The organism is Curtobacterium sp. MCBD17_019 (assembly GCF_003234555.1).
GTDB lineage: Bacteria > Actinomycetota > Actinomycetes > Actinomycetales > Microbacteriaceae > Curtobacterium.
Window position 1 is genome coordinate 25,475 of sequence record NZ_QKTT01000010.1, and the last position, 13,145, is coordinate 38,619.

Genomic DNA, 13,145 nt, shown 5'->3' on the forward strand with positions numbered 1-13,145 from the left:
GGCACGCGAACGCAAGCGCGGTGCCCGATGCGCGTGCGCTGGCACCGAGCCGCGCGAGCGCGTCGGACGCGGGAACTAGAGTGGTCTCGCCCATCCACGCGTCGTGACCCGGCGACGGATGCATCGACATGTCCACCACGAACGAACGAGGTCAACGGTGACGGTGAACGACCAGGACCCCCAGCGTCAGCCATGGATCGCGGGTGCCGACACCCAGGACCAGGACCCGGAGGAGACCGCCGAGTGGCGTGAGTCCCTCGACGGCCTGGTCGCCGCGAACGGCCACGGCCGGGGGCGCGAGGTCATGCTCAGCCTGCTGCAGCGCTCGCGCGAGCTCCACCTGGGCGTGCCGATGGTCCCGACCACCGACTACGTCAACACCATCGCGCCCGAGAACGAGCCGGAGTTCCCGGGCGACGAGGACCTCGAGCGCCGCTACCGCCGCTGGATCCGCTGGAACGCCGCCATCACGGTGCACCGCGCCCAGCGCCCCGGTGTCGCGGTCGGCGGCCACATCTCGACCTACGCGTCGAGCGCCGCCCTGTACGAGGTCGGCTACAACCACTTCTTCCGCGCGCAGGACCACCCGTCCGGCGGCGACCAGGTCTTCTTCCAGGGCCACGCCTCCCCCGGCATGTACGCCCGCGCGTACCTGGAGGGCCGTCTCAGCGAGGACCAGCTCGACGGCTTCCGGCAGGAGCACTCGCACCAGGGCGGCGGACTGTCGTCGTACCCGCACCCGCGTCTCATGCCCTCGTTCTGGCAGTTCCCGACGGTCTCGATGGGCATCGGGCCGATCAACGCGATCTACCAGGCGCAGCAGGCCAAGTACCTGACGAACCGCGGCATCAAGGACGCCTCGGAGCAGCAGGTGTGGGCGTTCCTCGGCGACGGCGAGATGGACGAGGTCGAGTCCCGGGGCCAGCTGCAGGTGGCGGCGAACGACGGCCTCGACAACCTGAACTTCGTCATCAACTGCAACCTCCAGCGCCTCGACGGCCCGGTGCGCGGCAACGGCAAGATCATCCAGGAGCTCGAGGCGTTCTTCCGCGGTGCGGGCTGGAACGTCATCAAGGTCGTCTGGGGTCGCGAGTGGGACGACCTCCTCGCCCGCGACACCGAGGGCGCGCTCCTCAACCTGATGAACCGCACCCCCGACGGTGACTACCAGACGTACAAGGCCGAGAACGGCGCGTACGTCCGCGAGAACTTCTTCGGACGCGACCCGAAGGCGCTCGCACTCGTCGAGGACTACACGGACGACCAGATCTGGAACCTCAAGCGCGGCGGCCACGACTACCGCAAGGTGTACGCGGCGTTCAAGGCGGCCTCCGAGCACAAGGGCCAGCCGACCGTCATCCTGGCCAAGACGGTCAAGGGCTACGGACTCGGTCCGAGCTTCGAGGGCCGCAACGCGACCCACCAGATGAAGAAGCTGACGCTCGACAACCTCAAGCAGTTCCGCGACGAGATGCGGATCCCCGTGTCGGACGCGCAGCTCGACGAGAACCCCTACCTGCCGCCGTACTACCACCCCGGACACGACGACGAGGCCGTGCAGTACATGCACGAGCGTCGGCGTGCCCTCGGCGGGTACGTCCCGGAGCGCCGGACCAGGTACACGCAGGTGACGCTGCCGGACGACGGCCGGTACGCCATCGCCAAGAAGGGCTCGGGCAAGCAAGAGGTCGCGACGACCATGGCGTTCGCCCGCCTGCTCAAGGACCTGCTCCGCTCGCCCGACTTCGGCGACCGCGTCGTGCCGATCATCCCGGACGAGGCCCGCACGTTCGGCATGGACGCGTACTTCCCGACCGCGAAGATCTACAACCCGAACGGCCAGCACTACACCTCGGTCGACCGCGAGCTCCTCCTCGCCTACAAGGAGAGCCCGCAGGGACAGATCATCCACGTCGGGATCAACGAAGCGGGAGCCCTCGCGGCCTTCACCGCGGTCGGCACGTCCTACTCGACGCAGGGTGAGCCGCTCATCCCGGTCTACGTCTTCTACTCGATGTTCGGGTTCCAGCGCACCGGCGACGCCCTGTGGGCCGCTGGCGACCAGATGGCGCGCGGGTTCCTCATCGGCGCCACCGCGGGCCGCACGACGCTGACGGGTGAGGGTCTGCAGCACGCCGACGGCCACTCGCTGCTCCTGGCGTCGACGAACCCGGCCGTGGTCGCGTACGACCCCGCGTACGGGTACGAGATCGCACACATCGTGCAGTCCGGACTCGACCGCATGTACGGCACGAACGAGGACGGCTCGCCGAAGCACGCCGACCCGAACGTCATGTACTACCTCACGGTGTACAACGAGCCGCTCGTCCAGCCGGCGGAGCCGGAGCACGTCGACGTCGACGGCATCGTGCGCGGCATGTACCTGCTCAAGGGCGCCGAGCACGACGGCCCGAAGGCGCAGCTGCTCGCGTCCGGTGTCGCCGTGCCGTGGATCCTCGAGGCCCAGCAGCTGCTGGCCCAGGACTGGGGCGTCTCCGCCGACGTCTGGAGCGTCACGAGCTGGAACGAGCTCCGTCGTGACGGCCTCGCCGCCGCATCGGACGCCTTCCTCCACCCCGAGGAGCAGCCGCGCACGCCCTTCGTCACCGAGAAGCTCCAGGGCACGCACGGCCCCGTCGTCGCCGTGAGCGACTGGTCGCACGCGGTTCCCGACCAGATCCGCGAGTTCGTCCCGAGCGACTACGCGACGCTCGGAGCCGACGGCTTCGGCTTCTCGGACACCCGTGCCGCCGCGCGTCGGGTCTTCCTGATCGACGGCCCGTCGGTGGTCGTGCGGACACTGCAGCAGCTCGTGCGTCGCGGTGAGATGGATCCGTCGGTGGTCCGTCAGGCGATCGACAAGTACCGCCTGTGGGACGTCACGGCCGGCACGACCGGCAGCGCGGGCGGCGAGAGCTGACCCGCCCGTGAGCGCACTGCGCGCCGATGCCGTGGGCCGGGCGGGCGACCGGGGACGGACGCTCGCCTGGCTCCGCCAGGTGTCGGGCGAACTCGCGAGCGCGACCATCAAGCGCCTCGAGGACACGCTTCCCTGGTACGGCGAGATGCCGCCCGGCCGCCGGTCGGCCGTCGGCCTGGTCGCACAGGCGGGCATCACGTCGTTCATCGCCTGGTTCGAGGACCCCGCGGCCACTCCGTGGATCGCGGCCGACGTCTTCGGCGCGGCACCGCGCGAACTGCTCCGGTCGGTGAGCCTGCAGCAGACGCTCCAACTCATCCGCGTCGTGGTCGAGGTCGTCGAGGACCGCGTGAAGGACGGCGACGACGGCCTGCAGGAGGCCATCCTCCTGTACTCCCGCGAGATCGCGTTCGCCGCGGCGGACGTCTACGCCCGGGCCGCGGAGGCACGCGGGCTGTGGGACGCCCGACTCGAGGCCCTCGTCGTCGACTCGATCCTGTCGGGCGAGTACGACGACGAGCTGCCGAGCCGGATCGCCGCGCTCGGCTGGCACGGGCACGGCGAGGTCGCGGTGCTCGTCGGCACCGCGCCGCCGCAGCTCGAGGTGGACACGATCCGTCGGACCGCCCGGCACCTCGACGCGGACGTCCTGATCGGTGTGCAGGGGGCGCGCCTCGTCGTCGTGATCGGCCGGGCCACGCCCCGGGACGACACACCCGAGGGCGAGGAACCGACCTCGTTCACGACCATCGCCGAGGCCCTCGCACCGTCCTTCGGCGACGGACACCTGGTCCTCGGCAACGAGGTCCCGGGTGTCGTCGACGCCTCGACGAGCGCCAAGGCCGCCCTCGCCGGCTTCGCGGTGGCCCGTGCCTGGCGGGGCGCGCCCCGACCCGTGCTGGCCGACGACCTGCTGCCCGAGCGTGCCCTCGCGGGCGATCCCCTGGCGCGGACGGCGCTCGTCCAGCGGATCTACACGCCGCTCAAGGACCAGTCCGGCGAACTCCTGCAGACCCTCTGGTGCTACCTCGACACGGGACGCAGCCTCGAGGCAACGGCGCGGGAGCTGTTCGTCCACCCGAACACGGTCCGCTACCGGCTCCGGCGGGTGGCCGACGTCATCGGGTGGGACGCCACCCACGCCCGCGACGCGCTCATCGTGCAGTCGGCGCTCATCATCGGGGCGATGTCGGAGTCCACGGGCCAGCGACGACGCCGACCGCCACGGCGCTGACCGACACCGTCCCGGCCACCAGGGAGGCTCCCTTCGTTCAGGTCCCACAATGTCGGACCCGATTTCTGTGCCGGTCCGCACACACGCCTGCCCCTGCACGCCGGGGAGGATTGTCCGGTGATCGTCGTCGTCGCCCCCGGACAGGGCTCGCAGACCCCCGGATTCCTCGCCCCGTGGCTGGAGGACCCGGCCGTCCGTGACCGGGTCGCCGCGTGGTCGGACGCGATCGGCGTCGACCTCGTCGCGCACGGAACGACGAGCGACGCCGACACCATCCGCGACACCGCGCTCGCGCAGCCCCTCATCGTCGCCGCGGGACTCGTGACCGCGGACGCGCTGCTCGCCGACGGGCGCCGGACCCTCGTCGGCGGCGTCGCCGGGCACTCCGTCGGCGAGTTCACCGCCGCCGCGATCGCGGGTGTGCTCGCCCCCTCGGACGCCGTCGCGCTCGTCGCCGAACGCGGACGCGCCATGGCCGACGCCGCCACCCGCACGCCGACCGGCATGAGCGCCGTCCTGGGCGGCGACCAGGAGGCCCTCCCCGCCGCGATCGAGGCGGCCGGGCTCAGCGCCGCCAACCACAACGGCGGCGGTCAGACCGTCGTCGCCGGTCCCGTGGAGGCGCTGGCCGCGTTCGCCGCGGAGCCGCCCGCCAGGGCCCGGGTCGTCCCCCTCAGCGTCGCCGGTGCGTTCCACACGGACTTCATGGCCCCCGCGGTCGACCGCGTGGCCCCGCTCGCCGCAGCGGCCTCGGTGGCCGACCCGACCCTCCCGATCTGGACCAACGCGGACGGCTCCCGTGTCGACGACGGCCGCCGCTTCGTGGACCTCATGGTGCGGCAGATCGCGAACCCGGTGCACTGGGACGCCGTCATGGACTCGTTCGTCGCCGCCGGGGTCACCGGCATCGTCGAACTCGCGCCGGCCGGTGCGCTCGTCGGGCTCGCCAAGCGGGCCATGCGCGGCACGCCGACCGTCGCGGTGAAGTCGCCCGAGGACCTCCCCGCGGCGATCGACCTGCTCGAGTCGGCGGGAGCGGCCGCGTGAGCGCGGACGAGGGCGTCCTCGACCCGGCGCCGTCGCGCCCGATGCTCGCCCAGCGGACCGGTCACGCCTTCACCCGCATCCTCGGCATCGGGGCGGCCCGGGGCGAGCACGCGGTCCCGAACGACGACCTCGTCGGGCCCATCGACTCGTCGGACGAGTGGATCCGCCAGCGCACCGGCATCGTCACCCGTGCGCGGGCCGGTGACGACGTCCAGGCCGTGGACCTCGCCGAGGCGGCGTCCCGCGAGGCGATCGCGGCCGCCGGGATCACGGCGGACCAGATCGGCGTCGTGCTCGTCTCCACCGTCACGAACACCGTCGCGACGCCGTCGATGGCGTCGCTCCTCGCCGAGCGCATCGGCGCCGCGCCCGCCGCCGCGTACGACATCAGCGCCGCGTGCGCCGGCTACGCGTACGGCATCGCCCAGGCCGACTCCTTCGTCAAGACGGGCGTCGCCGACCACGTGCTCGTCGTCGGGGCCGAGAAGCTGAGCGAGATCGTCGACCCCACGGACCGTTCGATCTCGTTCCTGCTCGGCGACGGCGCCGGCGCGGCCGTGGTCGGGCCGAGCGACACCCCGGGCATCGCGCCGACGGTCTGGGGATCCGACGGCTCCAAGTGGGACGCCATCCGCATGACGAGCACGTTCTCCGAGTGGCGCGCGGGCGGCGAGCAACCCACCATCCGTCAGGAGGGCCAGACGGTCTTCCGCTGGGCGGTGTGGGAGATGGTCAAGGTCGCCAAGCGCGCGCTCGAGGTCGCCGGCGTGGAGGCCTCGGACCTCGCCGCGTTCGTACCGCACCAGGCGAACATGCGGATCATCGACGAGTTCGCCAAGCAGCTCGGGCTCCCGGAGCGCGTGGTGATCGGCCGCGACATCACGACGACCGGCAACACGTCGGCCGCGAGCATCCCCCTCGCGACCCACCGCCTGCTCGAGGAACACCCGGACCTCCACGGCGGCCTCGCCCTGCAGATCGGCTTCGGCGCCGGACTCGTGTTCGGCGCGCAGGTCGTCGTGCTCCCCTGACCGTTCCACCCGGCGTGCCGCCTGCGGCGCTCCCGAACCCCCCGACCCGGCGTGCCCTAGGCTTGTCCACGGTCATCGACACCCCCTCAAGGAGAAGAACAATGGCAGCGTCCACCGAAGAAGTCCTGGCCGGCCTGGCCGAGCTCATCAACGACGAGACCGGCATCGCGACCGACACCGTGCAGATGGACAAGTCGTTCACCGACGACCTCGACATCGACTCGATCTCGATGATGACGATCGTCGTCAACGCCGAGGAGAAGTTCGACGTGAAGATCCCGGACGAAGAGGTCAAGAACCTCAAGACCGTCGGTGACGCCGTGAACTACATCGTCAAGGCGCAGGGCTGACACCCGCCTGACCCGTCGTGGTCCGGATCCCCTCGGGTCCGGGCCACGACGTGTCCTGGCGCCCGTCGCGCCGCCCGTCGCACCGTCCGTCCTGCAGAAAGACCGTCGTCCATGACCACCAAGCACACCGTCGTCGTCACGGGGATCGGCGCCATCTCGCCGCTCGCCGCGACCGCCCCCGCCACGTGGGATGCCCTGCTCGCGGGCGAGTCGGGCATCACCGCCATCGAGGAGGACTGGGTCGAGCGCTACGACCTGCCCGTCCACTTCGCCGGGCAGGCCCGCCGCTTCATCGGCGACCAGCTGACCCGCCAAGAGGTCAAGCGGCTCGACCCGGGTTCGCAGCTCGCGCTCATCGCCGCGCGCGAGGCCTGGTCGGACGCCGGCATCGACGAGGAAGCCGTCGTCCCCGAGCGCCTCATCGTCGACTGGGCGACGGGGATCGGCGGCGTCAACACGCTGCTGGACGCGTGGGACACCCTGCGCGAGCGCGGTCCCCGGCGGATGCTCCCCATGACCGTGCCGATGCTCATGGCGAACGGTCCGGCCGCCGCGATCGAGATGGCGTTCGGCGCCCGCGGCGGTGCCCGCACCTACATCTCGGCCTGCGCGTCGAGCACCGAGTCCCTGGTCGAGGCCTACCGCCACGTCGCGACCGGTGATGCCGACATCGTCATCGCCGGTGGGTCCGAAGCGGCGCTGCACCCGATGCCCCTCGGGGCGTTCGCGGCCATGCAGGCGCTGTCCCGCCGCAACGACGACCCGGCCACGGCCTCCCGGCCCTACGACGTCACGCGCGACGGCTTCGTGCTCGGGGACGGCGCAGCGGCGCTCATCCTCGAGACCAAGGAGCACGCCGAGGCCCGAGGCGCCCGGATCTACGCCGAGGTCGCCGGTGGGGGCATCACCTCCGACGCCTTCCACATCACCGCCCCCGACCCCGAGGGCAGCGCGGCCGCCCGCGCGGTCATCCAGGCGCTCGAGCACGCCGGTGCCGCGCGAGAGGACGTCGTCCACGTGAACGCGCACGCCACGAGCACCCCGGTCGGCGACGTCGCCGAGTACCACGCGATGCGTCGCGTGTTCGGGGAGCACCTCGACGGCATCGCCGTGTCCGCCACGAAGGCGTCGACCGGGCACCTGCTCGGCGGTGCGGGTGCGATCGAGGCGGTGTTCACGGTCCTCGCGCTCGCGAACCGCGTCGCACCGCCCACCATCAACCTGACGGAGCAGGACCCGGAGATCGTCATGGACGTCGTCCGCGAGCCACGCACGCTCGGCGACGGCGACCTGCTCGCGATCAGCAACTCGTTCGGGTTCGGCGGCCACAACGCGGTCGTCGCGTTCCGGACCGTCTGACCGCGCCCCCGGGCGACACGACACAGGGCCGGGAGCGTCTGCTCCCGGCCCTGTGTCGTGTCCTGACGATCCGCGGCCGGTCAGCCGACGCGGTGCAACCAGACGACGGGGTTGTCCTCACCGGCGTACCGGAACGGCTCGAGCTCGTCGTCCCACGCCTGCCCGAGCGCGAGGCGTAACTCGCGGTGCAGCTCGAGCGCGTTGCTGCCCGCCAGCTCCATGGCGTACCGCACCCGGTCCTCGGGAACGACCACGTTGCCGGCAGCGTCCGTCTGCGCGTAGAACACGCCGAGGTCCGGCGTGTGCATCCACCGGCCGCCGTCGGACTGCTCGGTCGCGTCCTCGGTGACCTCGTACCGCAGGTGCTCCCAACCCCGGAGCGCGGACGCGATCGCCGCACCGGTGCCCACCGGACCCGTCCAGGTGTACTCGGTGCGCCGGGCGCCTTCCAGCACGGGCTGGTCGAGCCACGAGAAGTTCACGGCACGGTTCATGGCGCGACCTGCCGCCCATTCGACGTGCGGGCAGAGCGCGCGAGGTGAGGAGTGCACGTAGAGCACACCCCTCGTGGCCGGACGTCCGGCCGTCACGGTTCCTGGGGTCACGATTCCTCCGATCATCAGGTGCGACTTCCCCATCGACCTGGACCCGGAGGCTCACGACCACGCCTGCCTCCGCAGACGGAACCGATTCGATATGCGATTGTGACGTCCGAGGGACGTGCTCATTATGCACGGGCACCGCTGGGAACGCCAGTGTGCTGCGCGCGTCGGCGGCGGCCCTCAGTGCAGGACGGCGCCGTCCACGTCGTACCCGTGGGTCTCCCCGGCCTCGACGGGCACGGGCAGGCGGTTCTCGGGCGGCGGGACCGGGCACGCGTACTGGTACGAGAACGCGCACGGCGGCAGCACCGCACGGTTGAAGTCCACCGTGATCGGACCGGCCGCACCGGGATCGTCGAGGAACAGGAACCGGCCCATCGAGTAGGACCGCTCCCCCGAGGTCGCGTCCTGGAACACGAGCTGGAGCCGGTCCCCCGCACGGACGACGACGAGCGCGCGGTCCTCGACGCCGATCCGGATCCGGAGGGTCCCCGCGACGGGGAGCGGGGCGCCGGCCGCGTCGGTGACACTGCCCCGGCCCTCCCGGTCGCCGGGCTCCCACACGCCGGTCCGCACCCACGCCGTCGACACGGGGAACACACCGATGTGCCCGAAGCGGGCGATCGCCGGCGAGGCCGGATCCCACACCCGGAGTGCGTGGCCGGCGGTGGTCGCGGCGACGGAGCCGGAGGTGCCGTCGGCGAACCGGACGGCCGAGGCCACGACGGCGTCGTCGCCGGCGACGTGCACCGTCCCGTCGACGAGCACGTCGTCCACGACGACCCCGGCATCGGCCGTCGCGGTGACGCTGAGCCCGCCGATCGCGGGCGCCCACGTCCCGGGGACCGGCCACACGGGCTGCGGCACCGTGACGGTCTGGCTGTTGACCAGGGCGAGCGGCCCCCGTGGACTCCGCACCCACCGCTCGCGCTCGGCACGCAGCGCCTGGAGGGCCGGATCGCCACCGTCGCGTCGGTCGCCGTCCGCGGTCGTCACAGCTGGTCCTGCCGGGGGTAGATGACCTCTTGCACGATGATGATCACCGACGCGGCGACGGGCACGGCCACGAGCGCGCCGAGGACACCCCCGATCGTGCCACCCGCCACCGCGGCGATGACCACGAGGGCACCGGGGACCTGCACGGCCCGCGACATGATCCGCGGGGCGATCACGTAGGCCTCCACCTGCATGTACACGAGGTAGTAGATCGCGGCGACGAGCGCGGTGAGGGGTGATGCGAAGAGGCAGATCAGACAGATCACGATCGCGGCCCCGAGGGTGCCCACGAGCGGGACCAGCGCGCCGAGGAACGCGAACGTCGCCAGGAGCACGGGCAGCGGCGCGCGGATGATCAGGAGGAACACGAGGCTCAGCACGCCGTTGAGGACGGCCTCGGCGATCTGCCCGACCACGTAGCGACCGACGGACCGGGTGATCTGCTCGGTGACGTCGGCGAAGTTCGCGCGACGCGACGCCGGCACGAAGCGGTACGTCATGCGCTTGATCGACCGCATGGACGCGAGGAAGTACAGCATGAGGATGAGCACGATCACCGCGCCGGTCAGCCCCGAGACGATGCCGGTCCCGACGGCGAGCAGTCCGCCGCCGACGCTGAGGAGGTTGCCCGGGTCCTCGACGTACTTGCTCGCCGATCCGAGCGCGTCGTCGATGTTGATCGAGCCGTTCAGCTGCCGCGACAGGTCCTGGACCCAGTCCTGCTGCGACAACCCCTGCACGAAGTCCGGGAACGACTGCACGAGGTTCGTGGCCTGGTCGACGATGACGGGGACGATCGCGAACAGGATCCCGACGAAGGCGCCGATGACGCCGAGCACGACCACGGTGACCGCGAGCCACCGCGGGATGATGCGTTCGAGCCAGTTGACGACGGGGTCGAGGCCGAGGGCGACGAACACCGCGACGCCGATGTAGACGAGCACGGTGGAGAGCTCGCGCAGGAGGATCGCGGCGAGGAGCGCGACGAGGACGCCGATGCCCCCCATGAACCCGATACGGAACGCGTTGACCCGGACGCCCGTCGCGCCACGGTGCAGCTCGAACGTGACGTCGGGGCTCGGGGCGTGCGTCTGCGACGTCTCGGCGACGCGTTTCCTCATGCCCTGACCCTACCGACCGGCACCGACGCGAGCGGGACGACGCGGGCGAGCGGCGTGCTCCGAGGACGACCACCGACCGGACGCGCCGCGGCGGAGGCGGCGGTGGGGCGGGCGGGACTCGAACCCGCGGATCGTTCGGTTATGAGCCGACTGCCTTGACCAGCTTGGCTACCGCCCCGCGCCGGGGCCATCGGGCACCGGCTCACCACGATACAGCGCCTCGAACGTCGACAGGGTGCGGTTGATGTCGTGGTCGACGATCATGTCGAGGCTCTGCCGCTTCATGCGGAGGTACTCGTCGTCGGGCGCCGCGAGCACGGCGGTGAGCTTGTCCGCCAGGTCCTGCGGGTCGCCCGGACGGAACAGGTACCCGTTGCCGTCGATGAGGTGCGGCAGGGCCATCGCATCCGCTGCGACGACCGGCAGTCCGGAGGCCATCGCCTCGAGCGAGGCGATGCTCTGCAACTCGGCGGTCGAGGGCATCGCGAAGACGGTGGCGTTCGTCAGCGCTGCCCGGAGGTCCTCGTCCGACTGGTACCCGGTGAACACGACGCGGTCCGCCACCCCGAGTTCCTCGGCGAGCGAGGACAGCCGCGGGATCATCTCGCCGCCACCGACGATGCGGATCGTCGCCTCGAGCTCGGCGGGGATGAGGGGCAGGGCACGCACCAGCACGTCGAGCTGCTTCTCGGGCGCCACGCGGCCGACGAACACGATCTCGTTCCGCGGCGGTCGGAGGTCACGCGAGGTGTACCGGGATGCGTCGATGCCGCACGAGATCGCGAGCACCTGCTGGGCCTTGATCGCGGCCTGCAGGTAGGCCGCCGCCTTCCGGGTGGGCGTCGTGACCGCGTCGGCGAGCCGGTAGGTCCTGGCCGCGTCCGCCCACGCGATCTTGAGGGCGATCGGCAGCGTCCACCGTCCGAACGGTGCGTACTCGAGCAGGTTCTCGGGCATGAAGTGGTTCGTGGCGATGACGCGGATGCCGCGTGCCTTGGCCTCGCGCGCGATGCCACGGCCGATCACGATGTGGGACTGGATGTGCAGCGCGTCGGGCTTGAACGCGTCGAGGATCGGGGCGGTGTTCCGGCGCACGGTCCAGGGCCACGCGAACCGGAGCCAGGAGTGGAGCGGCCACTTCATCGAGAAGAGCCGGTGCACCACGAAGGTCACGCCGCCGTGTTCCTCGTCGTGCGTGCCGTGGTGGCGGTTGGCGGCGGGCGCGACGACCTGCACCTCGTGCCCGCGCTCGGCGAGGCCGATCGCGAGTCGTTCGCAGAACACCGCGGCGCCGTTGACGTCCGGTGGGAAGGTGTCGGCGGCGAGGAGGATGCGGAGCCGCTCCGGTCGCCCGCTGGGGGTGGTCGTCGATTCGTCCTGTCCTGGCACGGGGCGCGTCGTCCTCTCGTCTCATGCTCGGCTGGCCTCCGACGCTACCGCACGCCTCGCCGCGCACGCCCCCACCGGGCGTCGGCGGGTCGGCCCGGTCCTGCGCATCGGTACAGACCGTGGCCCGGCCCGATGCGCCGGGCGACGCTCAGCGTCGCGCCTCGGGGTGGTGTTTCGCCAACTGGAACACGCCCGTGATCGCGATCGCCGCGGCGAGGAGGAACCCGGCCACGGCGAACCACGGCGCACCGGTGGCCTCGCGCAGGACGACGATGCCGATCCCCACGGCGACGATCGGGTCGATGACCGTCAGGCCGGCGATCACGAGGTCCGGCGATCCGCTGGCGTAGGCGTTCTGGACGAAGTAGCCGCCGAGTACCGCGGCGACGATCACCCCCGCGATCGCGACGGCGGTCACCCAGTCGAACGTGCCGTTCACCACACGGTTCAGCGTCACCTTGGCGAGCGTGGCGACGAAGCCGTAGAGGATCCCGGCCCCGACGATGAAGTACAGGGGGTTGCGCCGCCTGCGGACGAGCCGGAAGGACAGCAGCACGATCGCCAGCACGACGGCGAGGACGACGAGCACCGTCACGAGCTGACTGTGCGAGATCGGCGTCTCGTGTCCGACGAGCGCGGCGATCCCCACGAAGATCCCGACGCCGACGATGCAGGTCCACACCGCCCGACGCGAGGGTGCGTCGAGCGGGACGCCCGAGGAGCGCGTCGAGAACCACGTCGTGATGACGAGGGCGACGGCCCCGAGTGGCTGCACGACGATGAGCGGCGCGAAGGTGATGCTGACGAGTTGGAGGACCACGGCGCACCCGAGCATGAGGGTGCCGAGCACCCACGATCCACTGCCGACGAGCGCGAGCACGTGCCGGACCGACAGGCCGCCGGACTGCCTGCCGATGCGCGCCTCGACCCGGTGCACGCCGGCGCTCTGGAAGTGCGCGCCGAGCGACAGGAAGACGCTGCCGACGAGGGCCACCGGGATCATGAGCGCCTGGAACGGCGTCATGTTGATGCGATCGGTGAGATCGACGAGGTCCGGCGCCACGGGGTCGAGGCTACCGCTCGGCTGGCCGATAGC

11 protein-coding genes and 1 tRNA gene are annotated in these 13,145 nt (G+C 71.5%); 6 read left to right on the forward strand and 6 right to left on the reverse strand.

The window, feature by feature from the left end:
• The first annotated feature begins 157 nt into the window (after positions 1-157).
• From aceE to DEI82_RS10565, 6 genes are all read left to right on the forward strand, one after another.
• The gene (gene aceE, locus DEI82_RS10540) at positions 158-2,920 is read left to right on the forward strand and encodes a pyruvate dehydrogenase (acetyl-transferring), homodimeric type (RefSeq protein ID WP_375334625.1); all 2,763 of its coding nucleotides are present in this window, start codon (positions 158-160) and stop codon (positions 2,918-2,920) included.
• 16 nt (positions 2,921-2,936) lie between these two features.
• A complete protein-coding gene (locus DEI82_RS10545) occupies positions 2,937-4,154 on the forward strand; it encodes a CdaR family transcriptional regulator (RefSeq protein WP_181435188.1) in 1,218 nt (405 codons plus the stop codon).
• Positions 4,155-4,271: 117 nt separating this feature from the next.
• On the forward strand, positions 4,272-5,201 hold the full coding sequence (locus DEI82_RS10550) for an ACP S-malonyltransferase (protein WP_111036736.1): 930 nt from the start codon (positions 4,272-4,274) through the stop codon (positions 5,199-5,201).
• A 41-nt stretch (positions 5,202-5,242) separates the two neighbouring features.
• Entirely contained in the window at positions 5,243-6,232 is a 990-nt protein-coding gene (locus tag DEI82_RS10555; RefSeq protein ID WP_111008943.1) for a beta-ketoacyl-ACP synthase III, read from the forward strand.
• Positions 6,233-6,333: 101 nt separating this feature from the next.
• Positions 6,334-6,582 carry an acyl carrier protein gene (locus DEI82_RS10560; RefSeq protein ID WP_111008700.1) on the forward strand — a complete coding sequence of 83 codons (249 nt, stop codon included), beginning with the start codon at positions 6,334-6,336 and terminating at the stop codon, positions 6,580-6,582.
• 111 nt (positions 6,583-6,693) lie between these two features.
• The gene (locus DEI82_RS10565; RefSeq protein ID WP_111036737.1) at positions 6,694-7,941 is read left to right on the forward strand and encodes a beta-ketoacyl synthase; all 1,248 of its coding nucleotides are present in this window, start codon (positions 6,694-6,696) and stop codon (positions 7,939-7,941) included.
• Positions 7,942-8,021: 80 nt separating this feature from the next.
• Here DEI82_RS10565 and DEI82_RS10570 read toward each other — a convergent pair whose 3' ends face one another.
• The 6 genes from DEI82_RS10570 to DEI82_RS10595 form a co-directional block, all read right to left on the reverse strand.
• Positions 8,022-8,561, reverse strand: a complete 540-nt coding sequence (locus DEI82_RS10570; RefSeq protein ID WP_258370070.1) for a DUF3145 domain-containing protein — start codon at positions 8,559-8,561, stop codon at positions 8,022-8,024.
• Positions 8,562-8,723: 162 nt separating this feature from the next.
• A complete protein-coding gene (locus tag DEI82_RS10575) occupies positions 8,724-9,539 on the reverse strand; it encodes a DUF1684 domain-containing protein (protein WP_111036738.1) in 816 nt (271 codons plus the stop codon).
• Positions 9,536-10,660 (reverse strand): AI-2E family transporter, encoded by a 1,125-nt coding sequence (locus DEI82_RS10580; protein ID WP_111036739.1) that lies wholly within the window; start codon positions 10,658-10,660, stop codon positions 9,536-9,538. Before DEI82_RS10580 ends, DEI82_RS10575 begins: the two co-directional genes overlap by 4 nt.
• A 103-nt stretch (positions 10,661-10,763) precedes the next feature.
• Positions 10,764-10,838, reverse strand: a tRNA-Ile gene (locus DEI82_RS10585).
• Positions 10,829-12,049, reverse strand: coding sequence for a glycosyltransferase (locus tag DEI82_RS10590; protein ID WP_111008696.1), 1,221 nt, complete (start codon positions 12,047-12,049; stop codon positions 10,829-10,831). Before DEI82_RS10590 ends, DEI82_RS10585 begins: the two co-directional genes overlap by 10 nt.
• 148 nt (positions 12,050-12,197) lie before the next feature.
• Positions 12,198-13,112 carry a multidrug DMT transporter permease gene (locus DEI82_RS10595; RefSeq protein ID WP_258372037.1) on the reverse strand — a complete coding sequence of 305 codons (915 nt, stop codon included), beginning with the start codon at positions 13,110-13,112 and terminating at the stop codon, positions 12,198-12,200.
• Between the last annotated feature and the right edge of the window lie 33 nt (positions 13,113-13,145).